At 42.9% G+C, this 26,554-nt stretch carries 25 protein-coding genes and 1 other annotated feature; of the genes, 8 read left to right on the top strand and 17 right to left on the bottom strand.

What is annotated here, in order from left to right; genetic code table 11:
* Positions 1–26 precede the first annotated feature (26 nt).
* The gene (metG, locus tag ACGF63_RS13325) at positions 27–2,054 is read right to left on the bottom strand and encodes a methionine--tRNA ligase (RefSeq protein WP_387631368.1); all 2,028 of its coding nucleotides are present in this window, start codon (positions 2,052–2,054) and stop codon (positions 27–29) included.
* 222 nt (positions 2,055–2,276) lie between these two features.
* Between metG and apbC the strand changes: the two genes are divergently transcribed.
* The 4 genes from apbC to asmA all read left to right on the top strand — a co-directional run bounded on the left by apbC (position 2,277) and on the right by asmA (position 6,815).
* On the top strand, positions 2,277–3,389 hold the full coding sequence (gene apbC, locus ACGF63_RS13320; protein ID WP_036850853.1) for an iron-sulfur cluster carrier protein ApbC: 1,113 nt from the start codon (positions 2,277–2,279) through the stop codon (positions 3,387–3,389).
* Between the two features lie 245 nt (positions 3,390–3,634).
* On the top strand, positions 3,635–4,276 hold the full coding sequence (udk, locus tag ACGF63_RS13315) for a uridine kinase (protein ID WP_036850856.1): 642 nt from the start codon (positions 3,635–3,637) through the stop codon (positions 4,274–4,276).
* Between the two features lie 55 nt (positions 4,277–4,331).
* On the top strand, positions 4,332–4,913 hold the full coding sequence (gene dcd, locus ACGF63_RS13310) for a dCTP deaminase (protein ID WP_036850859.1): 582 nt from the start codon (positions 4,332–4,334) through the stop codon (positions 4,911–4,913).
* 54 nt (positions 4,914–4,967) lie between these two features.
* The gene (asmA, locus tag ACGF63_RS13305) at positions 4,968–6,815 is read left to right on the top strand and encodes an outer membrane assembly protein AsmA (protein ID WP_387631364.1); all 1,848 of its coding nucleotides are present in this window, start codon (positions 4,968–4,970) and stop codon (positions 6,813–6,815) included.
* Positions 6,816–6,924: 109 nt separating this feature from the next.
* Here the strand turns inward: asmA and ACGF63_RS13300 are convergent, their stop codons facing one another.
* Positions 6,925–8,496, bottom strand: a complete 1,572-nt coding sequence (locus ACGF63_RS13300) for a TerC family protein (protein WP_152962799.1) — start codon at positions 8,494–8,496, stop codon at positions 6,925–6,927.
* A gap of 246 nt (positions 8,497–8,742) precedes the next feature.
* Between ACGF63_RS13300 and gndA the strand changes: the two genes are divergently transcribed.
* On the top strand, positions 8,743–10,149 hold the full coding sequence (gene gndA, locus ACGF63_RS13295) for an NADP-dependent phosphogluconate dehydrogenase (protein ID WP_152962800.1): 1,407 nt from the start codon (positions 8,743–8,745) through the stop codon (positions 10,147–10,149).
* Between the two features lie 98 nt (positions 10,150–10,247).
* Here gndA and ACGF63_RS13290 read toward each other — a convergent pair whose 3' ends face one another.
* From ACGF63_RS13290 to ACGF63_RS13280, 3 genes are all read right to left on the bottom strand, one after another.
* Complete coding sequence (locus ACGF63_RS13290) at positions 10,248–10,556, bottom strand: hypothetical protein (protein WP_239002424.1); 309 nt, start codon at positions 10,554–10,556, stop codon at positions 10,248–10,250.
* 284 nt (positions 10,557–10,840) lie between these two features.
* Positions 10,841–11,461 carry a beta/gamma crystallin domain-containing protein gene (locus ACGF63_RS13285; protein ID WP_036850869.1) on the bottom strand — a complete coding sequence of 207 codons (621 nt, stop codon included), beginning with the start codon at positions 11,459–11,461 and terminating at the stop codon, positions 10,841–10,843.
* 582 nt (positions 11,462–12,043) lie between these two features.
* Positions 12,044–12,535 (bottom strand): YbaK/prolyl-tRNA synthetase associated domain-containing protein, encoded by a 492-nt coding sequence (locus tag ACGF63_RS13280; RefSeq protein ID WP_387631361.1) that lies wholly within the window; start codon positions 12,533–12,535, stop codon positions 12,044–12,046.
* A gap of 418 nt (positions 12,536–12,953) precedes the next feature.
* On the opposite strand from ACGF63_RS13280, the gene yiaY reads away from it, so the two are divergent.
* Complete coding sequence (gene yiaY / locus ACGF63_RS13275; RefSeq protein ID WP_387631359.1) at positions 12,954–14,105, top strand: L-threonine dehydrogenase; 1,152 nt, start codon at positions 12,954–12,956, stop codon at positions 14,103–14,105.
* Between the two features lie 34 nt (positions 14,106–14,139).
* Here the strand turns inward: yiaY and ACGF63_RS13270 are convergent, their stop codons facing one another.
* The 9 genes from ACGF63_RS13270 to hisG are packed head-to-tail and all read right to left on the bottom strand — an operon-like array spanning position 14,140 to position 21,397.
* Positions 14,140–14,283, bottom strand: a complete 144-nt coding sequence (locus ACGF63_RS13270; protein WP_152962803.1) for a hypothetical protein — start codon at positions 14,281–14,283, stop codon at positions 14,140–14,142.
* Between the two features lie 2 nt (positions 14,284–14,285).
* A complete protein-coding gene (hisIE, locus tag ACGF63_RS13265) occupies positions 14,286–14,900 on the bottom strand; it encodes a bifunctional phosphoribosyl-AMP cyclohydrolase/phosphoribosyl-ATP diphosphatase HisIE (RefSeq protein WP_152962804.1) in 615 nt (204 codons plus the stop codon).
* Positions 14,894–15,670 carry an imidazole glycerol phosphate synthase subunit HisF gene (gene hisF / locus ACGF63_RS13260; protein WP_387631356.1) on the bottom strand — a complete coding sequence of 259 codons (777 nt, stop codon included), beginning with the start codon at positions 15,668–15,670 and terminating at the stop codon, positions 14,894–14,896. The genes hisIE and hisF overlap by 7 nt, the downstream gene beginning before the upstream one ends.
* Positions 15,652–16,389 carry a 1-(5-phosphoribosyl)-5-[(5-phosphoribosylamino)methylideneamino]imidazole-4-carboxamide isomerase gene (gene hisA, locus ACGF63_RS13255; protein WP_387631353.1) on the bottom strand — a complete coding sequence of 246 codons (738 nt, stop codon included), beginning with the start codon at positions 16,387–16,389 and terminating at the stop codon, positions 15,652–15,654. The genes hisF and hisA overlap by 19 nt, the downstream gene beginning before the upstream one ends.
* Positions 16,390–16,394: 5 nt before the next feature.
* Complete coding sequence (gene hisH, locus ACGF63_RS13250) at positions 16,395–17,000, bottom strand: imidazole glycerol phosphate synthase subunit HisH (RefSeq protein WP_036850887.1); 606 nt, start codon at positions 16,998–17,000, stop codon at positions 16,395–16,397.
* On the bottom strand, positions 17,000–18,067 hold the full coding sequence (gene hisB, locus ACGF63_RS13245; protein WP_387631350.1) for a bifunctional histidinol-phosphatase/imidazoleglycerol-phosphate dehydratase HisB: 1,068 nt from the start codon (positions 18,065–18,067) through the stop codon (positions 17,000–17,002). Before hisB ends, hisH begins: the two co-directional genes overlap by 1 nt.
* Positions 18,067–19,170, bottom strand: a complete 1,104-nt coding sequence (hisC, locus tag ACGF63_RS13240) for a histidinol-phosphate transaminase (RefSeq protein WP_387631348.1) — start codon at positions 19,168–19,170, stop codon at positions 18,067–18,069. The genes hisB and hisC overlap by 1 nt, the downstream gene beginning before the upstream one ends.
* Positions 19,171–19,172: 2 nt before the next feature.
* Complete coding sequence (gene hisD / locus ACGF63_RS13235; RefSeq protein ID WP_387631345.1) at positions 19,173–20,492, bottom strand: histidinol dehydrogenase; 1,320 nt, start codon at positions 20,490–20,492, stop codon at positions 19,173–19,175.
* A 5-nt stretch (positions 20,493–20,497) separates the two neighbouring features.
* Positions 20,498–21,397 (bottom strand): ATP phosphoribosyltransferase, encoded by a 900-nt coding sequence (gene hisG / locus ACGF63_RS13230; RefSeq protein ID WP_387631342.1) that lies wholly within the window; start codon positions 21,395–21,397, stop codon positions 20,498–20,500.
* Positions 21,398–21,423: 26 nt separating this feature from the next.
* Positions 21,424–21,548: a sequence feature (His leader region), on the bottom strand.
* Positions 21,549–21,862: 314 nt separating this feature from the next.
* Here hisG and ACGF63_RS13225 point away from each other — a divergent pair.
* A complete protein-coding gene (locus tag ACGF63_RS13225; protein WP_387631407.1) occupies positions 21,863–22,690 on the top strand; it encodes an SDR family oxidoreductase in 828 nt (275 codons plus the stop codon).
* Positions 22,691–22,696: 6 nt separating this feature from the next.
* On the opposite strand, the gene ACGF63_RS13220 is transcribed toward ACGF63_RS13225, so the two are convergent.
* Positions 22,697–23,317, bottom strand: a complete 621-nt coding sequence (locus ACGF63_RS13220; RefSeq protein WP_036850902.1) for a glutathione S-transferase family protein — start codon at positions 23,315–23,317, stop codon at positions 22,697–22,699.
* A 155-nt stretch (positions 23,318–23,472) separates the two neighbouring features.
* Between ACGF63_RS13220 and ACGF63_RS13215 the strand changes: the two genes are divergently transcribed.
* Positions 23,473–24,675 carry a serine hydrolase gene (locus ACGF63_RS13215; protein WP_387631339.1) on the top strand — a complete coding sequence of 401 codons (1,203 nt, stop codon included), beginning with the start codon at positions 23,473–23,475 and terminating at the stop codon, positions 24,673–24,675.
* Between the two features lie 114 nt (positions 24,676–24,789).
* Here the strand turns inward: ACGF63_RS13215 and ACGF63_RS13210 are convergent, their stop codons facing one another.
* The gene (locus ACGF63_RS13210; protein WP_166285544.1) at positions 24,790–25,644 is read right to left on the bottom strand and encodes a hypothetical protein; all 855 of its coding nucleotides are present in this window, start codon (positions 25,642–25,644) and stop codon (positions 24,790–24,792) included.
* Between the two features lie 560 nt (positions 25,645–26,204).
* Positions 26,205–26,534, bottom strand: coding sequence for a hypothetical protein (locus ACGF63_RS13205; RefSeq protein ID WP_387631336.1), 330 nt, complete (start codon positions 26,532–26,534; stop codon positions 26,205–26,207).
* Between the last annotated feature and the right edge of the window lie 20 nt (positions 26,535–26,554).

Raw genomic sequence — 26,554 nt, 5'->3', positions numbered from 1 at the left:
AAGATATATTTGCAATAAATTGGTTGTTATTTCACCTGCATACCCGGTTGTGCGCCACTGTCAGGACTGAGTAGGAAGATATCTTTTCCGCCAGGCCCAGCAGCCATTACCATTCCTTCAGAAATGCCGAAGCGCATTTTACGCGGAGCCAGGTTGGCAACCATGATGGTTAAACGGCCTTCCAGTGCTTTTGGATCGGGATAGCTGGAGCGGATACCGGAAAATACCTGGCGGGTTTCGCCACCAAGATCCAGAGTCAGTTTCAGCAGTTTATCTGAGCCTTCTACAGAATCAGCCTGTTTGATAAGGGCGACGCGCATATCAACTTTGGCGAAATCATCAAAAGTGATCATATCCTGAATCGGATCTTCTGCCAGTGGGCCGCTGACTTTTTGTGGTGCGCTGATGCTTTCTTTAGACGCAGTAACCATCGCATTGACTTTATCCATATCAATGCGGTTAAACAGGGCCTTAAAGGTGGAAACCTGATGATCCAGCAGAGGCTGTTCAATACCATTCCAGGTCAGTTCTGTATTCAGGAAAGCTTCTGCGCGTTCTGCCAGACTGGGTAAAACGGGTTTCAGGAAAGTCATCAGAACGCGGAACAGGTTGATGCCCATTGAACAGATAGCTTGCAGATCTGCATCGCGGCCTTCTTCTTTTGCCACAACCCATGGAGCCTGCTCATCCACATAACGGTTTGCCAAATCAGCCAATGCCATGATTTCACGGATTGCTTTACTGAATTCGCGGTTGTTGAACTCTTCTTCAATCACTTTCGCGCCATCAATAAACTTCTGGTAAAGCGCTGGATCAGCCAGTTTATCCGCTAGCTTGCCACTAAAGCGTTTATTAATGAAACCCGCGTTACGGGAAGCCAGGTTAACAACTTTGTTAACGATATCGCTGTTAACACGCTGGACAAAGTCTTCCAGGTTCAGGTCGATATCATCAATACGGGAAGAGAGTTTGGCCGCATAGTAATAACGCAGGCAGTCTGCATCCAGATGATCCAGATAAGTGCTGGCCTTGATAAAGGTACCACGGGATTTGGACATTTTCGTGCCGTTGACGGTGACGTAGCCGTGAACAAACAGATTTGTTGGTTTGCGGTAACCGCTGCCTTCCAGCATGGCCGGCCAGAATAGGCTGTGGAAATAGACAATGTCTTTACCAATAAAGTGATAAAGATCGGCGGTGGAATCTTTTGCCCAGAACTCATCAAAGCTCAGATTTCCGCGTTTGTCACACAGGTTTTGGAAAGAACCCATATAGCCAATAGGCGCATCCAACCAGACATAGAAATATTTGCCCGGTGCATCAGGAATTTCAAAACCAAAGTAGGGGGCATCACGGGTGATATCCCACTGCTGTAAGCCGGATTCAAACCATTCCTGCATCTTGTTAGCAACCTGTTCTTGTAATGCACCGGAACGGGTCCATGCTTGTAACATGTCACTGAATACAGGTAAATCGAAGAAAAAGTGCTCGGATTCACGCAGTTCTGGCGTTGCACCGGAGACAGCAGAACGTGGGTTAATCAGTTCCGTTGGGCTGTAAGTTGAACCGCAAATCTCACAGTTATCACCATACTGATCTTCTGCCTTACATTTCGGGCAGGAGCCTTTTACAAAGCGGTCAGGTAGAAACATCCCTTTCTCAGGATCGTATAACTGAGAAATAGTGCGGTTCTTAATGTAGCCGTTCTTTTTCAGCTCCAAATAGATTTCAGTTGATAATTCCTGGTTCTCTCTGCTGTGCGTAGAGTGATAGTTATCATAGCCGATTGAAAAGCCAGTAAAATCCTGATGATGCTCCTGGTTCACGGCGGCGATCATCTCTTCGGGAGCAATACCCATTTGCTGTGCTTTCAGCATGATTGGTGTTCCGTGAGCGTCATCGGCGCAGATAAAGTGAACCTCTTTGCCGCGCATTCGCTGAAAACGGACCCAAATATCTGCCTGGATATGTTCCAGCATGTGACCAAGATGGATTGGACCGTTAGCATATGGCAACGCACACGTCACCAATAATTTTTTTGCGACTTGAGACATAGTAAGGATCTGACTTCCAATAAATGAAAAGGGAGTTTGATGTTACCTGATCAAAAAAATTGTCGCTAGGGTAACTCTTGATCTTCGCGGGTTTTGTTGGATAAAAATTGAATCAGTGATTGAGAAGTGGGTTTTTGTTGCTGACCTTATCCGAACTCATTGGGTTCTGTTATGATGAAAAGATGGCTTTTATAGTTAATCATGATAATCAAAGGAGCCGGGATGAGCGCAAAATCCCCCGAGCAGACCAATCCTGACCTGCTGAAATCTCAGGTAACAAAAATACTTGCTACTTTTACACACCCGACACTAGAACACGATCTGACAGTTCTGAAAGCCCTGCATCACTGTACGATGCTTGATGATGTTCTGCACATTGAATTGATCATGCCGTTTGTCTGGCGGCGTGGTTTTGAAACTCTGAAAGAGGCGACAACGCAAAAATTGCAGTCAGTGACCGGCGCAAAATCTGTTGCGTGGAAATTGAACCATGATATCAGCACATTACGCCGCGCTAACGATTTGTCGGGAATTAATGGTGTTCGTAATATTTTGGCTGTCAGCTCAGGTAAAGGTGGCGTGGGTAAATCCAGCACCGCGGTAAACCTGGCGTTGGCGTTGGTTCAGGAAGGGGCAAAAGTGGGTATTCTGGATGCGGATATCTACGGTCCTTCTGTTCCGAGTATGTTGGGAACTGCCAAAGAACGCCCAACTTCCCCGGATGGTCAGCATATGGCGCCTATTATGACTCATGGCCTTGCCACTAACTCCATTGGTTATCTGGTGACAGATGACAATGCAATGGTATGGCGTGGCCCGATGGCCAGTAAGGCATTGATGCAGATGTTACAGGATACATTATGGCCGGATCTTGATTATCTGGTTATTGATATGCCACCGGGGACCGGTGATATTCAGCTGACGTTGTCACAAAACATCCCGGTCACGGGGGCGCTGGTGGTGACAACGCCTCAAGATATCGCCTTAATTGATGCGATGAAAGGCATTGTCATGTTCCAAAAAGTGAAAGTTCCTGTACTGGGTATCGTTGAAAACATGAGTGCACATATTTGCGGCAACTGTGGTCACCTGGAGCCTATTTTTGGTACTGGCGGGGCGGAAAAACTGGCCGCTAAATATCATTGCAAACTGTTGGGACAAATTCCTCTGCATATTTCGTTACGTGAAGATCTTGACCGTGGAGAGCCAACCGTTATCAGCAATCCTGATAGTGAATTCACGGATATTTACCGGGAAATTGCCGCGAATATTTCTGCGCAGATGTACTGGCAGGGTGAGAAGATACCGACGGAGATTTCGTTCCGCGCTGTTTAATATCCATATTCGATGAGTAGTAACGGGTTATGATATTTTTATAACCCGTTTTTTGCGTATCGAAGAAAGAATTCTTTTCAGATTCATCTCTGTTGCATGGTTTTTATGCGAAACGCTTCGAAAAAAATGAGACTTAATCTTGTTTACACTGGAACAGATATCATTAACTCCCTATAATCTTGCCCGACTTAGCACTCTTAGGTGCTTTGTTCCCCATTTTTTCTAGAATCAGGTTAATCTCTATTATGGCTGACGAAGCACATCAGTGCACAATTGTAGGAATTTCCGGTGCATCTGCCTCAGGTAAAAGTCTCATTGCGAATACACTTTACCGTGAATTACGCGCTCAGGTTGGTGATCACAACATCGGTATTATCCCAGAAGATTGTTACTATAAAGACCAAAGCGATCTATCAATGGAAGAGCGTTATAAGACCAATTATGACCACCCAAGTTCCATGGATCACAATCTGCTCTTTTCTCATCTGCAAGATCTGAAAGCCGGTAAATCGATTGAATTACCACAGTATGATTATGCCGCTCATACCCGCAAGTCAGAAGCGATTTATTTTGCGCCGAAAAGAGTTATTATTCTGGAAGGTATTCTGCTATTGACGGATAAGCGCTTGCGCCAGGAGATGGACTTCTCTATTTTCATTGATACACCGTTGGATATTTGTCTTATGCGTCGTATTAAACGGGATGTTAATGACCGAGGACGTTCTCTGGATTCTGTTATTGAGCAATATCATAAAACTGTACGTCCAATGTTTCTGCAATTTATTGAGCCATCAAAACAATATGCAGATATTATTGTGCCACGCGGGGGTAAAAACCGCGTAGCGATTGATGTGCTGAAAGCCAAAATTGGTCAGTTCTGCGAATAATAAAACTTTGCTTGTCAGGCATTGATAAGCATCATCGTATTTGAGAGGGAAAATAGTGCGACTCTGTGACCGTGACATTATTAAATGGCTTGATGAAGGTAAATTGGTCATTTCTCCACGTCCGCCGATTGAACGAATTAACGGGGCAACGGCTGATGTGCGCCTTGGAAATCAGTTTCGTGTTTTCCGTGGCCATACTGCCGCGTATATTGATTTGAGTGGCCCAAAAGATGAAGTCAGTGCTGCTCTTGATCGTGTGATGAGCGATGAAATTATCCTGCCTGACGATGAGGTTTTTTTCCTCCACCCTGGAGAGTTGGCACTGGCTGTCACTCTGGAATCCGTCACGTTGCCTGATGATTTGGTGGGCTGGCTTGACGGACGCTCTTCTCTTGCCCGTCTTGGATTGATGGTGCATGTGACGGCGCACCGCATCGATCCGGGCTGGCATGGTCAGATTGTTCTCGAATTCTATAATTCTGGTAAATTGCCTCTGGCGTTGCGTCCGGGTATGGTGATCGGTGCTTTGAGTTTTGAACCGTTATCTGGCCCGGCTGATCGTCCATATAATCGTCGTCAAGATGCAAAATATAAAAATCAGCAAGGTGCGGTGAGTAGCCGTATTGATGAAGATTAATGTTTTTATCGGCTACTGAGTCGCATTTACCGCTTTAATAAAGCTGAGGAAGTCATGAAAAGATTACTGACGGCACTGGTTATTTTACTGGTCGTGATTATTACCGGTTTAGCGGCATTAGTCATGTTAGTGAACCCGAATGACTTTCGTGCTTATATGGTTAAGCAGGTGCAAAAAAAGAGTGGCTATCAGCTTGTTCTGCAAGACGGTATGCGTTGGCATGTTTGGCCAAAACTCAGCATTATTACCGGGCGTATGTCATTGACTGCACCGGGAGCGGCGCAACCGGCAGTGACGGCAGAAAATATGCGCCTGGATGTGGAGTTGTGGCCACTTCTTTCTCATCAGCTTGCAGTTAAAGAGGTGATGTTAAAGGGGGCGGTGTTGCGATTAACCCCGGAAAGCAAAGTTCAGGAAAAAGAGAATGCCCCTGTTGCACCGAAAGGGAATACAGCAAATCCTGTCGCCAAAGGGGAACGCTGGAAACTTGATATTGCCAGAATTAAAGTCGCTGACAGTTTACTTATCTGGCAAAGAGATGATCACGCTCAGTTGAATGTCCGCGATATTAATCTGCTAATGAAACGGGGGGATCAAAACCATATCAGTGTGGAATTGAGCAGTAAGGTCAGTAAGAATCAGCAAGAACTGGCTTTTAATCTTAATGCAAATGTAGACATTTCGGGTCATCCATATCGTGTTGCCGGTAATATTGATGCTTTCGATTATCAGCTTCAGGGGGTAGGTATACCCACGGGAGGGATTAGTGGTTCGGGAAAAGTGAATGCTGTTTATCAGGAAAAAACGACAGATGAACCACAAACAATCTCTCTACAGGCACTGAGTTTCACGGCTAATGAGAGTGAGCTGCATGGCAGTATAAAGGCAATATTAGGTGCTCACCCTGATTATCAGATAAATTTATCTTCCCAAAAATTGAATTTAGATAATCTGGTGGGATGGGATTTGCTTCCTGAAGATAGTTCAGAAGCTAAACGCCATTACCGGATAGAGAATAGTTCAGCTAAACCGGTGATTGCGGTTTCGAGCTCAGTGCAGCCTGATTACAGCGCTGCATTTCTGAATGATTTTAATGCCAGTGTTACTGTTAATGCGAACAAATTTATTTATCGGGGAATGGAGATCGATGACCTGATATTCAAAGCAGCGAGTAATGATGGTATTGCCGAAATTTCTGTTCTGAGTGGGAAATTATTTGGCGGTCATTTCTCTATTCCAACCATTCTGGATGCAACAGGTAATCAACTTAAATTACATATCAAGCCCTTACTGCAAGATATAGAACTGGAACCAATACTCAAAGCATTTTCTTTACCACAGGCATTTAGTGGTAAATTCAATCTGAATGGCGATCTTTCTGGTAAAGGATATGATGGTTATGCTATTGCGCATATTTGGCATGGTGATCTTAATTTCAGTTTAGTTAATGCCAAAATGCATGGATTGAATATCTCCCAATTGATCCAGCAATCCGTTGCCCGTGCAACGAATAAAGTGAATATCCCTGATGATATGGGTAACTTTACCCGTGCCAAAAGGCTTGATATTAAAGCAGTACTTAATCGGGGTGATGTAAAAATCAGTCAGCTTCATGCCGTATCCGAGCTGTTAAATATTGATGGTCAGGGTGAGGCCAACCTGCTTAAACAAGATGTTGATGTCGCTTTAAAAGTGCAGGTAACTCAAGGATGGGATGCAGATGATGAATGGGTGCGCCGTTTGAGCAAACTGAAAGTACCGCTGCGGGTTTATGGTAGTTGGAGCAATCTGAAATACAACCTTGATATTGAGCAATTGCTGCGTAATGAGCTGGAGAATAAAGCAAAACAGATCATCAATGATTGGAGTGCCCGTAATAGTAGCAGCAAAGAACATCAGTAGATTAGAAACTTACCTGATGTGCCAGCCCGGTACAGCCTTAATTAGCTGACCGGGGCTTTATCTTGTTTCCAGAGGGAAATAAGCACTCAGTGATCAACACCGCACTGAGTTATTCTTTATTCTCTTCTTCTGAAACCAATGGCGTAATTTTTACCTTATTAATTCGGTGACTAGTGACTTCCAGTGGTTCAAATAGATAATTATCAATCTGCAATTGTTCACCTTGCTGTGGAATATGTTGTGAATGTTCCATCAATAAACCTGCTAAGGTTTGATATTCACGCTTCTCATCCAGTTGCAAAGGAACATAAAGGATCAAATCATCCAGCGGCATATAACCATTGGCAATCCAGCAGCCATTTTCAGTCGCTTGAATGTCATGACGGGCATCAGTTTCTTCGCCATCTACCGGCAGATTACCCGCGATAGTTTCCATGACATCGGTCAGAGTAACAACACCTTCCACAGAACCAAATTCATCGACGACAAATGCGAAGTGAGTCTGCGCCTGGCGGAACTGCTCCAATGCCTGAAGCAGTGAGAGCTGCTCAGGGAAAATCAACGGTTGTTTTATCAACGAATGCAAATCAAAAGGCTGTTGGTTGAGTTGTTGATTCAGTAAATCAATAACATGGACAACACCTAATGGTTCGTCACTGACATTTTCATCTGTCACGACAATGCGTGTGTGAGGGCTTTTACTCAGTATTTGCGTCAGATTTTCTGCCGGTGCATTGATATCAAGGTATTCCACGTCGTGGCGTGAGGTCATGATACTGTTGACGTTACGCTGCGCCATGCCCAGAACTCTGGCAATCATTTGGCGTTCTTGTGGATCAAACACTTCCTGATTATCAGAAATCAGATTAGATGTATGGTTATCCAATTCTGCCTTTTCATGTTTGCCACTGAGGATACGCAAAACGGCCTCCGCTGTTCTTTCACGCAGTGATCGGGAAGCAGTAAGAAATCTGCGGCGGTTAAACTGAGCGAATTGATTCAGGGATTCAATCATAATTGAGAAGCCGATAGCGGCGTACAAGTAACCTTTTGGTATGTGATAACCAAAACCTTCGGCGACTAGACTGAAACCGATCATCAGCAAGAAGCTCAGACAGAGAATAACGATGGTTGGATGAGCATTGACGAAGGTTGTTAATGGCTTACTTGCCAGTATCATTAGGAACATCGCGATGGTTACTGCTGCGATCATGATACCGATGTTATCAACTATACCGACAGCAGTAATCACTGAGTCCAGAGAGAAGACGGCATCAAGGACAATTATCTGTGCGACAACTGTCCAAAATTTAGACGTTTTGCGTTGTTGCCCTGAGTGTGCATCCTTGCCTTCCAGTCGCTCGTTTAGCTCCATCGTCGCTTTGAATAATAAGAAAAGGCCACCTACCAACATAATCAAGTCACGGGCACTGAATGGATGTTCCCAGAGCGTAATTAATGGATTAGTTAACGTTATCAGCCAGGAGAGACTAAAAAGCAACACGACACGCATCAGTAGTGCACAAGTCAACCCTGTGATACGCGCTTTGTCTCTTAGTTTTTCAGGAAGTTTATCTGCCAGAATGGCAATAAAGACCAGATTGTCGATTCCGAGGACAATTTCTAGAACGATAAGAGTAACCAGTCCAGCCCATATCGTCGGATCTGCGATCCATTCCATACAGTTTGTTTTACCTTTTAATATGACGGCTCATGCCGAATAATGAATAATGGGCATTGACTCATCAAATTTCAATAGTTGATTTTTCATCTGAGGAAGTTTTTTTTAAAAAATAAGTTATGGCGGTATTGATAGCAGCAATAACTATCCACTGAGCCTAATCCTGAGTTAACATGTGATCACATTAACAAATTGCATACTAATGATAATTAGTGTGCAAGTATTATCATCAGACAGGAGTTATTCATGTCCAAGCAGCAGATTGGTGTTGTCGGTATGGCGGTGATGGGGCGTAACCTGGCACTGAATATTGAAAGCCGTGGTTATTCCGTATCTATATTTAATCGTTCAAGTGATAAAACTGACGAAGTGATTGCCGAAAATCCAGGGAAAAAATTAGTCCCAAGCTACACTATCGAAGAATTTGTCGATTCACTGGAAAAACCGCGCCGTATTCTGCTTATGGTTAAGGCTGGCGAAGCAACCGATAAAACTATCGCTTCACTGACTCCGCATCTGGATAAAGGTGACATTTTGATTGATGGTGGTAATACCTATTTTCAGGATACTATCCGCCGTAACCGGGAGCTTTCTGCTCAAGGCTTTAATTTTATCGGTACAGGCGTTTCCGGTGGTGAAGAGGGTGCATTGAAGGGGCCATCGATCATGCCGGGTGGTCAGAAAGAGGCGTATGAGTTGGTTGCGCCAATTCTGCAAGAGATCGCGGCTAAAGCTGAAGGTGAACCTTGTGTGGCATATATTGGCCCAGATGGTGCCGGTCATTATGTGAAAATGGTTCACAACGGGATTGAATACGGTGACATGCAGCTTATTGCTGAAGCTTATTCCTTACTGAAAAACGCCTTGAATCTGGGCAATGAAGAGCTATACGAGATTTTCACTGATTGGAATAATGGTGAACTGAGTAGCTATTTGATTGAAATCACGGCTGATATTTTCCGTAAGAAAGATGAAGCAGGTCAATATTTGGTTGATGTGATTTTGGACGAAGCAGCAAACAAAGGGACCGGTAAGTGGACCAGCCAGAGCTCTCTCGATTTGGGTATTCCATTGACACTGATCACTGAATCTGTATTTGCACGTTATCTCTCTTCTCTGAAAGATCAGCGAGTTGCCGCCGCTAAAGTTTTGAGTGGGCCGCAAGCACAGCCATTTAAAGGTGATAAAGTTGAATTTGTTGAGAAAGTGCGCCGTGCACTTTATTTGGGTAAAATTGTTTCATATGCTCAGGGCTTTCAGCAATTAAAAGCGGTATCTGATGAATACCAATGGAACTTGAATTACGGTGAGATTGCTGGAATTTTCCGCGCCGGTTGCATCATTCGCGCTCAATTTCTGCAAAAAATTACTGATGCGTATAACGAAAATGCAGATATTGCTAACCTGTTACTGGCACCTTACTTCAAGAAAATTGCTGATGAATATCAGCAGGCGTTGCGTGATGTCGTCTCTTATGGTGTGCAGAATGGTATCCCAACACCGACTTTTTCCGCGGCTATTTCTTATTACGACAGTTATCGTTCGGCTGTATTACCCGCTAACTTGATTCAGGCACAACGTGACTACTTCGGTGCTCATACTTATAAGCGTACTGATAAAGAGGGTGTTTTCCATACTGAGTGGATGGAGTAGATCCTGTTATTTCCGCTTGACCAGGAGAGTGAAGTGCTTGTATCAGGTATGATGTAGTTAGCTTTCGCGATAATTCTGGAATGCGCCGTTGCGGTTTTTTAACTGGTGTGCCGCAACGGCGTGGCTCTAATAATGTGAAAATCAAAACGGTTATTTCCTGCATGAACCAGTTTCAGATTCTTAGGAAAATTGAGACCTTCATCAGTGATCGCAACGCCATGTGCATCATAAGAAAAATAGAATGATCCGTTGCCAATATATTCTCTGGTGTTGGTGTTTCTTACGTATATTGAAGTGACTATCTCTTTCTGCATAAGTAGTTCATCAACGACAGCATAATTATCACCAGTTATCGTGTTAACCTCGACTTTTTCCTGCTTTTCTCCGTTAAATATCTTAACGGTCATAGAAAATTTTACATTAATAATATTACGAAAATACCTATAAATAGATATATGGTAGTAGAATGGTTGGATTTGTTGATAATTCATAAGAGAATCGTTAGATAAATATTTTTCTGAATGGAAATAGAGTTCTTAATTATCGCTAATATGGCTGAGTCTCATGTCTTTTTAAAAAATTACAATACACCGTTGCGGTTGTTAATAATAATCCGCAACGGTGTTACTTAAATTTTCAGAACGTAGCCTTTCTGGAAACAAGAGTTAATTATTGTTACATCATACCTGGATTAGAACGAAAAGTCGGTACTGATGATATGAATATCAAAACGGTTATTACCTGCGTTGACTATTCTCAGATTTTTAGGGAAATTAGCCTTCTCATCAATAGTAACAACACCATTTGAATCACGATGAAAATAGAATGATCCGTTATTAATGTATACTCCAGTGCTGGTATTCCTTATCGCAATAGCAGTGACTAACTCTATATTATATGGGAGTATGCCAACGAGCGCATAATCATCATCAGTCGTCGTTTCAACTGGTCCTACACAGACTGTGTTTGTGAACATGGAGAATCTTATACCTGAATTGGTGTCATCAATGACTCTTAATGCAACCAGGCATGTATCTTTTGGTGCGACTTTAAATTTAGATAATCCTTTAATTTCTCTATCAATATCGGGATGATCATATTCCCATTCACGATAGCGTTGGCCTGGTTCGCAATTACTATAATGACGCCACGCATAGACTTTTGATAGCGTTCCAATTTTCACTGAACGATATCTATCGTTGAGATCATAAGGCAGTGGAATAATGCTATCATTTTCTGGATAATGATGCCCTTCGCCTAGAAAGTATTTTCTATCGAAAAAAGTTGCACCTGTAACTAATTTATTAGTCATATTCTTTACTCCTTAAAAACTTATTTTGGAAAAATGTAATCTTTCTTTCTGAAAGCGGATTTAGAATACAATGAGTATGGGGTTTTTGTATTTAATAAAATATAATGAACAGATATATTAAATTGTTGTCAATATAACGCTAATATAATTGACATGTCATTTTGTGGCCGATGTTCGAAATAAAGATTCTGAAATTAAAATAATTGAAAATTCCTATCAAGAAACACCCTTGTTTGGGTAGGGAATTATCCCCTAGTGTAATTGATGACTTTTTGTATATGACTAAACAGTGAATAATTAGATATTCATGGTATTTGATAATTATATCTGCTTGTTTAATGTTTATATAATGTAGCAATAGCGATAATTTCGTCTAATAATATGAGTTTGCGGGAGGGGATAGTTACTGATTTAAATAAAAATTCTTTAAATATTATCTTAAATAGCCTATTTCTATAGACTATTTAATTAATTTTTCGTTATTGAATTGAGAGTTGTTTGTTTACCTCAAGTTAGCAATGAAATTTATTCATGACATCTCTTCAATCTGCCTATTATCACTTTAATTTTCTGCAATTGTATTTATTTGGTCCGCCGAAAGTTTACCAGTTCAGGTTGCGCAATCCGGTGATAATCTTTGGTGTTGAGAATGACAGAGCATTCAAGGCTACCGGCATTAAAAGCCAGTTCATCAAAGCGTTCAAACAATAACGGGTCTGCAACCAGCTTTAGATCAGGGTGAAAACTGAAAGGTGGAATTGAGCCGAATACACATTGAGTCAGTTCAGAAACTTCTTTAGGACTTGCCAAGGATGCACGGGTACCACCGATCTGTTTTGCCAGTACAGAGAGATCAGCTTGTTGATCCGCAGGGAGTACAGCAAGTACATATTGGCGGAACCCTTCCCCTTTAACATGACAAACTAATCCTTTGGCCCCTTGACCAAGTTGTGTGCCACGGATTTTTGCAACCTCTTCAGAACGTCCAGCGGTTGGATGTTTCATTACTCGATAACGGGCATGATTATCATCCAGTAATGTAGTCAGGCGGTTAAATATTTCGTTAGAGGGCACAATAAGCTCCTAAGCAATAGTGTAATGAATTGATATATCCCCTTCATCTTTCAAGTTGCTGCTTTGTTGGCTGCTTTCACTCACCCCAGTCACAGAGTTATCTATGCTCCTGGGGATTCGTTCACTTGCCGCCGCGCTGCCACTCGAAATCTATTAGGTATATGATCTCTTTCAATTATTGAGTTTATTATATTTATATCAAGACATATTACCAACCAAAAATATTATAAAGTCGGTATTTGAGTAGATATCATCTGATTATATCGAGGTATATGTTTATATTTTTTAAGTAGCATGACTTAAATAGAGCTATTATTTATATTTATTGCAAGAGGATTGTTTATATTTCCATGAAGTAACTTTTTAAATTTATTATATATTTTTATGTTGAAACTATTTTAATATTAAGGATTTGCTAATGATGACTAAGACTTTTTTTATGCCATCGGTAAATATGATGGGAGTGGGCTGTCTGATTGAGGCGATAGGTTCGATGAAAGATTACGGTTACAAGAAAGCCTTGATTGTGACTGACCGCATTTTAAATGAAATTGGAATAGTAGCAAAAGTTCAATCTTTGCTGGCTGATGTGGGTATTGAGAGTGCGGTCTACGATGGTACCCATCCGAATCCGACGACGGTTAACGTTTCTGAAGGTTTGGATGTTTTGCGTCAGCATAATAGCGATTGCATTATTTCTTTAGGTGGTGGTTCGCCACATGATTGTGCGAAAGCTATTATGCTGCTGGCAGCTAACGGCGGAGATATTCAAGATTACGTAGGAACTGATCGTTCATCTAAGCCACATTTGCCGTTGATTGCTATTAATACTACTGCGGGAACCGCATCAGAAATGACGCGTTTCTGTGTCATTACTGATGTGGATAGCCATATTAAAATGGTTATTGCGGATAAAAAGATCACACCTATTATGTCCGTGAACGATCCGGAATTGATGGTAGGAATGCCGAAAAGTTTAACCGCAGCGACCGGAATGGATGCAATGGCTCATGCGGTTGAAGCCTATGTCTCTGTTGGGGCTAACCCAATAACGGATGCTTGTGCATTGAAAGCGATCACTATGATTAGCCAATCTCTGCGTCACGCGGTAGAAGATGGGAGTAACATAAAGGCCCGTGAGAACATGGCTTATGCACAATTTTTGGCAGGTATGGCGTTTAATAGCGCATTACTCGGATATGTCCATGCAATGTCTCATCAGTTGGGTGGTTCCTATGATTTACCACACGGTGTATGTAATGCAGTTTTGTTGCCGCACGTTCAAGAATTCAATGCCAAAGGGTCTGCTAGTCGTTTGAAAGACATTGCGGCTGCGATGGGGGTAGATGTAAGAGATATGAATGATCAGCAAGGGGCGGCGGCATGTATTGCTGAAATTCGTAAGTTGTCAAAAGATATTGGCATTCCAGCTGGTTTGGCTGAACTGAATGTCAAACCAGAAGATCTGCCAATGATGGCAACGAATGCCCTGAAAGATATCTGTTGTTTAACTAATCCAGCTCAGGCTACCCATGAAGAAATCGTTGCAATCTTCAAAGCTGCCATGTGATTTGTAAACCCTCATCTCGTGTGGACATAGGTATCTACATATTGTCGAACTGACTCAAAATATTTGCGGCTAACCGGGTCAGTTCCTTTGCTGAGTCTTCTGACAGCAATACTGGCCCGGTTAAGGCTTTCTTCGGTGGTATGTCGGGTAAACTCAGTGGCGAATTTTCTTCAGACACATTCATTTTTCTGTTCTTTCCCGTAGTTGGCGAATGACACAACTGAGATCCAGATTTTGGTCTTGGAGAAGAACCATCAGGTGATACATCAGGTCCGCCGCTTCATTTGTTAGCTCTTCTCTGTTATTAACCGTGGCCGCCAAAGCGGTTTCTACCCCTTCTTCACCGACTTTCTGAGCGATTCGTTTGGTACCGCTGGCATATAATTTTGCGGTGTATGAGTGGTCAGGGTCTGCTGTTTTACGACCAGCCAGCAATTTTTCAAGCTGATAGAGAAACCCCCACTCAGTTTGTGCCGGAGCAAAGCAGCTGTTTGTACCAAAATGGCAGGTGGGGCCGATTGGGTCAGCAAGAGCTAACAGGGCATCATTGTCACAGTCAGGATAGATATTGACCAAATTAAGAAAATGGCCGGAACTTTCACCTTTGGTCCATAGACGCTGTTTGCTACGGGAAAAGAAAGTGATTTTACCCGAATTGATCGTGGTATTAAGTGCTGCTTTGTTCATATAGCCCATCATGAGGACATCACCGGATATTGCATGTTGCACGATAACCGGCATCATATAAGCGACTTTTTCCCAATCCAGTTTTTCGATTTGTTGTTCGGTCAGCAAGTTCTTATCTCCACATTTTGTTGTGTAAGGTACTGTTTCAATTCACCAATATTAATAATATGTTTATGGAATACTGATGCGGCTAGTGCGCCATCAACGTTTGCCTGTTTAAAGGCGTTAAGGAAATGTTCTGGTGCCCCGGCACCACCGGAGGCAATGAGAGGGACATGACAGACGTCGCGTACCTGTTTTAGTTGCGTCAGATCGTAGCCATTGCGGACACCATCCTGGTTCATCATATTCAGCACGATTTCTCCCGCGCCACGGTGTTGTACTTCTTTTACCCAATCGAGGGTTTGCCATTGAGTCGCTGTTGTCCGTTTTTCATTCCCGGTAAACTGATAAACCTGATAGCAGCCGGTGCTTTCATCAAACCAGCTATCAATCCCTACGACGATACATTGAACGCCATAACGATCTGCCAAACGTGTAATTAAAGTTGGGTCAGCAAGTGCAGGGGAGTTGATGGAGATTTTATCTGCCCCAAATGAGAGGATTTTCCCCGCATCTTCGACCGTTTTAATACCACCCGCAACACAGAAAGGGATATCAATCACTTCTGCGACTCTGGCTACCCAACTTTTATCTACCACCCGTCCATCACATGAGGCGGTAATATCGTAGAAAACCAGTTCGTCGGCACCTTCTTTTGCATAGCGTTGAGCCAGTGGAACAATATCACCGATGATTTCGTGGTGACGAAACTGAACACCTTTAACCACTTGCTCATCACGAACATCAAGACAAGGAATTATGCGTTTTGCCAGCATTGAATTGCCTCCGTTAGTGTAAATTTTCCGTCGAGTAATGCACGACCAATAATCACTCCGGCTACACCGCTGGCAGGCAGAGAGGCGATATCATTTAACGTGCCAATACCACCTGAAGCCTGAAACGCAATTTGCGGATAGCATTGGCAAATTTCCCGATATAGTTCGATGTTCGAGCCATTCAGCGTGCCATCGCGGGAGATGTCGGTACACAGTACATATTTCAGTCCCAAAGGCAGATATTGTTCAACAACCTGTTCCAGAGTGACCGCTGAATTCTCCTGCCAGCCGTTGATAGCAACCTGTTTCATTCCTGCGTCATTGATGCGTACATCCAGTGCCAGCACAATGGCTTCTGCACCATAACGTTCAAACCATTGCGTAACTAATGCCGGTTGTTTTATGGCGGTAGAACCAATGACGACCCGGTTGGCCCCTGCATCAAGCAATGTTTTTATATCTTCTTCTGTACGGATGCCGCCACCAACCTGAACAGGCACGGAAACAGCCGAAAGTAACTTGCGCAGTAAAGGAGTCTGGCGGGCTGATGGATCTTTAGCACCAGTCAGATCGACCAGATGGAGCAGTTTTGCTCCCTGTTGAGCATATTGCTGAAAATGGGACAGAGGATCATGTTTATAATCCCGCTGTTGATCATAATTTCCCTGATGTAGCCTTACGACCTGGCCATCAATCAAATCTAATGCTGGTATAATCATTGCGTTTACATCTCCAGAAAATTCTTTAATAGCCTGGCTCCGGCGGCACCGGAACGTTCAGGGTGAAACTGCACCCCAAAGAAGTTATCTTTGGCGATTGCACTGCTGAAAGTATCGCTATATTCAGTTTGAGCGATTGTGTATGTATTCACTGGGATCGCGTAACTATGGACGAAATAAAAATAGCTATTGTCTTTAATGCCGCGGAACAGAGGATACCCGGCTTTTGGCAGAACCTGATTCCAGCCCATATGAGGCAACGGCAGCCCATTGGTAGCCATTTTTTTGACCGGAGAGTCAATAAGTTCAAGCAGGGTGACGTTATCACCTGTGACATGATCGTTTTCTTCGCTGGTGGCGGCGAATAATTGCATGCCAAGACAAATACCTAACACAGGTTGGTTCAGTCTTTTAATTAACGGGATAAGTTCCCGTTGTTTCAGTTGATCCATTGCTGCACCAGCTGTGCCAACGCCGGGCAGAAGTAATTTATCTGCGGCCAGGACCGCTGTGGCATCCAGACTGATTTCAGGTTCATAACCTAATTTTCGGATGGCATAAGTTACCGATGACAGATTGGCGCAGCCAGTATCAAGAATGACGACTTTCATCACAGAACCCCTTTTGAACTTGGCAATGTATCGCCTTCTATCCGAATCGCCTGACGTAGCGTCCGGCCAAAGACTTTGAACAGACTTTCTGCTCTGTGGTGATCATTGCTGCCTTTTGTTTTCAGGTGCAGTGTGCAGGCCATGGCATAAGAGAGCGAGCGGAAGAAATGCTCAACCATTTCGGTACTCAGATCACCCACTCGCTGATATTTGAATTCGGCTTTATATTCAAGATGAGGGCGACCAGAGATATCAAGGGCACAGCGAGCAAGGCATTCATCCATTGGTAACACAAAACCGAAGCGGCAGATGCCCCGTTTATCTCCCAGAGCCAGCTTTAACGCTTCGCCGAGAGCCAAACCGGTATCCTCAACAGTGTGGTGATCATCAATACAGAGGTCGCCTTTAACCTGGACATGCATACGGAAACCACCTTGGGTAGCAATCTGATCCAGCATATGGTCGAAGAATCCGACACCAGTATTGATTTTGCTGCCACCTCCATGATCAAGCCAAACGTCAATATTGATGGAGGTCTCTTTCGTTACTCGCTGAACGTGAGCGTGGCGATCTTTACGGGTGAGTTGTTCACTTATGGTTCGCCAGCCAAAGTTTTCCGGATGGTAACGTAACCCCTGAATCCCCATATTTTCAGCTAGTTGCAGATCTGTTTCCCGGTCACCAATAACATAGCTGTTAGTCGTATCCATCAAGCCTTCCGCCAGATATTTTTCCACTAATTTTATTTTTGGCTTACGGCAATTGCAGTTATCTTCTGGCTTGTGTGGGCAAATTAAAACTTCATCAAAGCTGATCCCTTGAGAACTAAAAATCTGCATCATCAGGTTGTGTGGTGGTTCAAATTGTTCCAATGGAAAGCTATTGGTACCAAGGCCATCCTGATTAGTGATCATAATCAGCCTGAAACCTGATTTTTGCAGGGCAAGCAGAGCAGGAATAACATTAGCTTCCAATGCCAGTTTGTCCAGGCGATCAACCTGAAAATCTGTTAATGGTTCAGTGATCAGCGTGCCATCCCGGTCAATAAAAAGGAATTTCTGGTTCATCAGCGTGTTGTTTCCTTTTGTTGTTCATTTTTAGTGGAAAGGGGGCTGATGGCTGCAACCACCTGCTCACACTCTTTACGGGTGCCTATGGTGATCCGCAGGCACCCATCCAATCCAGGCTGTTTGCGCTGGTCGCGCAGGATAATGCCCTGATGCCATAGTGTCCTGAAAACGGTTTCGGCATCATAGAATTTCACCAGTATATAGTTGGTTTCACTGGGGAATACTTTTTCAACGATGGTCAATTTATTCAGAGCTTGCTGCAAGTAGTCGCGGTTCTCCCTGATTTCAACGACCCGTTTTTGCATAACGGCGATACCTTCTGCTGTCAGTGCCTGTGCTGCAATATTCGCAACAGGAGTGGAAAGCGGATAAGGCGCAATGACTTTTAACAACAGAGTGATGATATCCACAGAGGCGAGAGTAAATCCACAGCGCAAACCCGCTAAAGCAAAAGCTTTCGAGAGGGTTCGCAAAATGACTAAATTCGGATAGTTTTTTAGCCAGCTTGCGATACTATTTTCCGGGCAGAACTCAATATAGGCTTCATCAATAGTGACAATTGCGCGATTAGCTGCCAGTTCCAGAACTTTACGCAGTGAATCAGAGTTAATCGAGTTCCCTGTTGGATTATTAGGGCTACAGATATAGATTAGCTTTACCCGGTCGAGGTTATTTTCGATCGCTTCGATATCCAGTTGCCAATTTTTCAGTGCGGCAATTTTCTTTTGTTCGACCCCGAAAGCTTCCGCGCTGACACTGTACATACCATAAGTCGGAGGGCAGAACAGCACAGCATCTTGTCCAGGTTCACAAAATACACGGATCAGCAGCTCAATGGATTCATCCGCACCACGACAGGCCAGCACCTGCTCAGGTTGTAAACCGGCATAGGCTGCATAACGGCAGATAACTGATGCAGGCTGGCAGTCAGGATAACGGTTCAGTGTCTGCCCGGTGAATTGGAAATCAGGTGCCAATGGGTATTCATTGGCATTCAACCAAACATCGCCATTGCCACCGAGGCGGCGGGCGGACATATAAGGTATTAATTTGCGGATATTTTCTCGTGCTAATAGATTGGCATCAAAAACGTGATTCATGTTCATTCCTTATCATCTGCAATATTTAGTGAAGCCACGCGTAAAGTAACCGCGTTTTTGTGAGCAGTTAGTTGTTCTGCCTGAGCCAGTATTTCAATGGTATGGGATAAGTTCAGTAGCCCTTGTGGAGTTAATTGCTGAATCGTCATACGTTTTAGGAAATCAGCCAAACCAAGGCTGGAATAAGTTGAAGTGTAACCATAGGTTGGTAAGACGTGATTGGTTCCTGAGGCGTAATCTCCCGCAGATTCCGGCGACCAGTCACCAAGGAAAACCGAACCGGCACTGGTGATTTTGTCAACCAGCTGTTCTGGTTGACAAGTTTGAATAATCAGGTGTTCAGGGCCATAGCGGTTACTGATTTCCATACACTGTTGCAGGTTTTTTGTCACAATAATGCGGCTGTGTTCCAGTGCTTTGGCGGCAATCTGTTTTCGGGGGAGCAGGGTAAGCTGTTTTTCGATTTCTGCTATAACTTTTTTGGCTAGATTCTCATTAGGCGTGACCAATATGACTTGTGAATCCGGGCCATGTTCTGCTTGTGAGAGTAAATCGGCGGCAGCAAATACAGGATTTGCACCCTCATCAGCAATAATAAGCACTTCCGATGGGCCGGCAGGCATATCAATAGCGGCACCATCCATTCGCTGACTAATTTGTCTTTTGGCCTCAGTGACATAAGCGTTACCTGGACCAAAAACCTTATCTATTTTGGGTACGGATTCTGTTCCGAATGCCATAGCGGCAATGGCCTGCGCTCCGCCAATCTGGAATATTTCCGTCATTCCGCACAATTTGGCTGCATAGAGAATTTCATCGGCAATAGGGGGTGGAGAACAAAGTACCACTTTACGGCAACCCGCTATTTTGGCAGGCGTTCCGAGCATCAAAACGGTAGAAGGTAATGGCGCAGAACCACCGGGGATATACAGCCCGACAGAATCAATGGGGAGTGTTATTTGTCGGCAATGGACTCCAGGCTGAGTTTCCACTTTTATCTCCACAGGTTTCTGAGCTTCGTGGAAAATACGGATATTATTCATTGCTTGCTGCATTGCCTGTTTAATTTCATTATTCAGGCGGATCTCTGCGGCTTCTATCTCTTCCGACGAGATACGGATATTTTCAATCACGGTTTTGTCGAAACGCTGGCTGAGTTCCCGCAGGGTATTATCACCATCCGTTTTGACTGCATTCAGAATTTGTTCCACTGTGCGGGAAATTTCTTCTGAAGCCGCGACAGCAGGGCGTGTCAGCAAAGCGTTTTGCTGTTCAGCATTACATTCCTGCCAACGAATCAAGGTTTCGAAACGGGTAGTCATCTTGTTTACTCCATCATTTTTTCAATCGGCAAAACTAAAATAGAACTGGCACCAAGAGATTTAAGTTTCTCCATCGTTTCCCAAAACAGGGTTTCACTGCTCACCATGTGCATGGCAACGCGGCTCTGATCACCCGCCAGCGGTAAGATAGTTGGACGTTCTGCGCCCGGTAGCAGAGAAATGACCTCTTCGAGTCTTTCGCTTGGTGCGTGCAACATGATGTACTTGGATTCACGAGCCTGAATCACCCCTTGAATACGGGTCATTAACTTATCAATCAGTTGCTGTTTTTCGGCGGGCATTTCGCCATCACGTTGGATAAGACAAGCTTTTGAACGGTAGATGACTTCTACTTCCCGCAGGCCATTTGCTTCCAGAGTTGCACCGGTTGAAACCAGATCACAGATGGCATCTGCCAAACCGGCCCGGGGCGCAACTTCTACTGAGCCATTTAGCAGACAGGATTTAAAGTGGATTTTTTTCTGATCAAGATAACGTTTTAGCAGGTGAGGGTAAGAGGTTGCGATACGGGCATCTTGCAGACATTCGATGCCGGTATAGTTGTAATCCAGAGGTGCGGCCAGTGAAAGACGACAAGCGCCGAAATCAAGACGGCGTAAAGTGAAATAACGTGGATCTTCTCCCTGAGCACGACGATTTAACAGCTCTTCTTCCAGCACATTTTCACCAATAATGCCCAGATCAACGACGCCATCCATAACCAGCCCAGGGATATCGTCATCACGTACCCGCAGGATATCAATTGGCATATTCTCCGCGAATGCAATCAGACGTTGTTGTTGCAGATTGATTTTAATCCCGCAGCGGGCCAGTAACTCTCGTGAATCTTCGCTTAATCGGCCTGATTTTTGCATCGCTATACGTAAACGTGATTTATCTAACATTTTTATCCCTATTTAAAATTGGACACATAAAAAAACCCCCGGAAGGATTCTTCCGAGGGTTTTGTATTGCATTCATGCCACCGGAAGACCCGCTAAACGTCTTCCAGTACACAACCGCCTGAAAGACTAATCAGGATGATGGTGATGATAATGGTTGAATTGAATGCGGATCATAATGGCTTCTCTTTTTCTATATTGATTATTTCTATTATTTACCATTTGCTGCTGGTTGCTTTGGTTGGCTAACCCGCAGTGATTAAATTTTCTGCTTGCTATTCAACCTATACGATTTGACAGGCTAAAAGCAATCTATTTTTTTAGCGATAAATTTATATTGCAATAATATCTTGTTTTTACTTGAGATATTGTTTTCCATAAGAAAAATACAGTATTAATAATAACAGTGGCTTAATGTTCAGATTGTCAGCATAATCAAGATAATATCAGGCAAAAGAAGGGGTGATGATGAAAAAAGTTTCCATTATCGGTCTGGGTTGGTTGGGGATGCCATTAGCCAAGGCATTGAGCCGTAGTGGTATGCAGGTTGTTGGCAGTAAAACGACGTCAGATGGTGTAGAGGCTGCGCGTATGTCTGGCATCGAATGCTATTTGTTACAACTGGAACCCCAGATTAATTGTGCGCTTGATGATTTGGAACAGTTGATGGTGGCCGATGTGCTGATTATCACTTTACCGACAAGCCACACTGCGGGGGGCAGTTATAACTATGTTAGGGCAGTTCAGTTAATTGTCGATACTGCCCTATCATATTCTGTACCAAGGATTATTTTCACCAGTTCTACTTCTGTTTATGGTTTTGTTGCCGGTAACCTGAATGAAGATGCTCCTTTTTGCCCTGAAACACCTTCGGCTCAGGCATTGGTTGAATTAGAGAATTGGTTGCATAAACTGCCAAATATTTCCGTTGATATTTTGCGTTTGGCTGGGTTGGTGGGGAGTGGCCGTCATGCTGGGCGTTTTCTGGCGGGGAAAAAGGAAGTCAAAGGAGGAGATCAGCCGGTAAATCTGGTTCATCAGGATGATGTTATTTCCGCCATTAATTTGTTAATTCAGCGGACTGAAGGTGGTCATATCTATAATTTATGTGCGCCTGTTCATCCAATCAAAGCTGAGTTTTACCCTAAAGCCAGCAATCAGCTTGACTTAATTCCACCTGAGTTTGCCAGAGAAGGAACTCAGGTGGAGAGTAGGATTGTTGATGGCAGCCGTATTTGTAAGCAGTTAGGGTTTGAGTATCAATATCCAGATCCCAGATGGATGCCAATGAGCTGATTTTTATCAATTTAATTCAATCATGACGATTTCTTTGAACGCGGGTCTTGCTGCCATCAGTTGGTACCAGCGTTCAATATTTGGCAGAGATGGACGTTGGATGGGAGCATTAAGCCAAGGATAAATCATGGGGCCGAATGCAATATCAGCTATGCCAAATTTGTCTCCGGAAAGAAATTCTTGTTCTGCCAAGGTGTTGTCTACTATTTTCATCAGTTTTGCGATTTCAGTCAGTGTTTGTTCTATCTGTTTTTGATCCCGTTCGGCTTCAGGTGTGCGAATAAAACCTAACACTAGCTGTCTGATACAGGGAAATAAATGTGAACCGACCCAATCCATCCATTTATCTGCATTCGCTCTTTCTTGCAGATCTTGTGGATAAAGTACCTGTTCACCAAATTTCGCCGCAAGATAACGGACAATGGCGTTAGATTCCCACAGGATAAAATCACCTTCTTGTAAACAGGGAATTTGTCCATTTGGGTTCATTTTCAGATATTGCGGGTCATCCAGTTTGCTAAATTTACCGCCAACGTCTATCTGGTGGTACGGCACATTCAGCTCTTTCAGGCACCAGAGCACTTTCTTTACATTGGAAGAGTTTTTACGGCCCCAAACGGTCAGCATGGGTTTCTCCTTGTATCCAGGGGGATTAAACAGTCACTTAAATTAAAACTAATGGTAAGAACAATCTTTGCACTATTACATTGGTTTCTTGTCATACAACATCTTATATTAATAGAAATCTGACATTTTTCTTGTAAGTAAAAGGGAGAAGGGTGATGAAGAACAGTTTGGCTATGACGATGAAGTGTGTTACTGCGGTGCTGTCAGCTATATTAGTCGTAAATACTAGTGCTTATGCATCGGATGAACCTGTTGTTCCTCCGGTGGAGGCTAAAGCTTATGTGTTGATGGATTATGCTAGCGGTAAAATTCTGGCTTCTGGTAATCCTGATGAGCAGCTTGATCCAGCCAGTCTGACAAAAATTATGACCAGCTATGTGGTCGGTCAGGCGATAAAAGCCGGAAAAATCACACTGGAAGATATGGTTACGGTAGGAAAGGATGCCTGGGCGACGGGTAATCCGATACTGAAAGGTTCTTCTCTGATGTTTCTTAAACCCGGTGACAGGGTAAAAGTGATCGATCTGAATCGAGGCGTTGTTATTCAGTCTGGTAATGATGCCAGCATTGCTTTAGCTGATCATGTGGCAGGTAGTCAGGATGCATTTGTCAGTCTGATGAATAATTATGCAAAGGCACTTGGGTTGACTAATACCCATTTTCGTACTGTTCATGGATTGGATGCTGAAGGTCAATTCAGTACCGCTCATGATATGGCGGTGTTGAGTCAAGCAATGATCCGTGATGTTCCTGATGAGTACGCCCTTCATAAAGAGAAAGAGTTCACCTTTAATAACATCCGACAGCCTAACCGTAACCGGTTGTTGTGGAATAAGAATATGAATGTGGATGGTGTAAAAACAGGCTATACCAGCGGCGCTGGTCATAATTTGGTTGCTTCAGCGACAGAGGGGCCAATGCGGCTTATTTCCGTTGTGCTGGGTGCGCCAAGTGATCGGGTTCGTTTCGCTGAAAGCGAAAAATTACTCTTATGGGGATTCCGTTTTTATGAAACGGTGACACCAATTAAAGCCAGTGAACCGTTTGTTTCAGAAAAGGTTTGGTATGGTGATCGCTCAGATGTTGCTCTTGGGGTGGAAAAAGACGCAGCGATCACGATTCCTCGTGGTCAGTTGAAAAATCTGAAAGCCAGTTACACGTTGAATCAAACACCATTGGAAGCGCCTTTGACAAAAAACCAGGTTGTCGGTGTTATTAATTTCCAATTAGGCGATAAAGTCATTGAGCAGCGACCTTTAGTTGTTAAAGACGCTGTTGAGAAAGGGGGTTTTTTCAGCCGTATTTGGGATTTGGTTGTCATGAAAGTTAGCGGTTGGTTTAGTGCTATTTTTGGTTGATTTAATTTAAGTGTATGATTTATATGGGAAGGTGAGTTCGATCGTCAACATGCAGCAGATATATCCTTCCTGGTTAGTTCAGGGCGCGGCATTTTTGCCGCGCACATTTTACATTTATTTATCTTTTTCCAGAGAGCAATGCTCGCTGCTTTTTACAAAAGAACCGTTATATCGGCCTTTGAATAATAAAACTCCATTAGGCTTCTCTTTCCAGTAAGCCCATAATTCAACTTCAGTTTTAACATGATGACCAATATTCTGATATCGAATATGCGTAGGTGATAAACCGCGATAATCGTGGGTTGATGTTCCTTCATATCTGAGTTCATAACTATCAGCAAATTCAGTCAAATCGCCACTTCTGAATAGAATACATGTCGCTACATCATGGAGCTCTACCCATCCATTAAGCGGTTTATTTTCACCTTCAGTATCTTTTTCAAAGACTGTGACATTTTTGCCAGTTTCAGTTTTACCAAATACGTGCAATTTCCCAGCCTCAAGAGCACGCAATAGTGATATTGAATTTCTCTGTGGATCTATAATCAAGCCGCCATATTCAACTCCATTGACACTGGCTATGTAATTGGAAAAACGGCTAACGTTGCCTCCTTCGAAAATGACCAGTGGTTCATGAGGATTTGAAGTATCAAGTTCACCGGCAAAAGGTCGGATGGCATCACCATCAGAAAAAATTTTCTCGCTTTCTCCGGTGCCAATAGCACCATATATTTCTATTTTACTGTTCCATGCAACTTCATCTTTTTCTAAGGGAATAATAATAATATTCTCAGAAACTAATATCGGTGGGGATTGGTGAGTAATTCCTTCAAAAATGACGTCGTAAACATCAAAAAATTCAACACTGCCTTCAACGAATTTGACGGCTCTGTGCCATGCTCCATCATAGAAATGATCTGTTGCATAACCTGAAGATGGTTTTTTAATGCGTTGATTTTCTTTTGACATGTAATCACCTATTATTATAAAGGGTAATAAACAAAAGGAAAATAGATACTCATGCACTAAAAATAGTAGTAAGTATTATTGATGTTTGTCAAGAAAACAGATTTAAATTTTTTTATTCTTTTATAGATGGAGTCAGATGTGAAATTAATTATTAATAAATTAAAATATCTGAGTTGTAAAATAGATCTAATGAAATTACAGTAATATACTGTTGTTAGCGTTATTAAATATATGGTGAATAAATATATTGGAATTAGTTTGTTATCTGTTATTGTTTTTATTTTACATAATATTTAAATTAAGTAAATGTTGAACTAAGAAATTAAAATTGTCATTATTGAAAAATAAGGCATTATTTATTACGATGAATTTTAAGAAATAATGACAGAACAGGCAGAACGTTGATCTCTCGGTTCTGCCTGGAGAAAGGAGTATTTGGTAACAAATTTCTTTTGGCTTTGAATAAATATAAATCTTATTCTACCAGAGAAATACTGCGCCAAATATTATTGTAACAATGTGGTATTTGGTGCAGTTACTTATTGGCTTATAACTTTATATTAAGCCAGTAATGTTGCGTTGTAGATATAATTGTAACCACCAGGAGAAACAACTGATGAAGAGGTTATATTTACACGTTTGTTATTGCTGCAAGCGTTCAGAAGAAGATGGTACAGTGCTACGCCTCTGTAGTCTTGAGTATTCCACCATAAGATGTAGTTAAATTTACCGTTAGGGAATTGCATAGTCACAGTAACCTGCAATTGGTTTTGATCAGGTGCCGCTTGAACAGAAGTTACAGTACCAACAGCGAAATAGTAATTAGGAGCTTGATCAGTTTTATTTTCTGTTACCACTTCACCAGTTGCAGAAGGATGTGCAAAGTTCATTGTATTAATCCTATAGTTTA

Origin of the sequence: Photorhabdus sp. RM322S (assembly GCF_042879395.1) — a bacterium.
Taxonomy (GTDB): Bacteria; Pseudomonadota; Gammaproteobacteria; order Enterobacterales; family Enterobacteriaceae; genus Photorhabdus; species Photorhabdus khanii.
The sequence above is the reverse complement of the archived record's forward strand: the minus strand, read 5'-3'. Positions and strand labels throughout refer to the sequence as shown.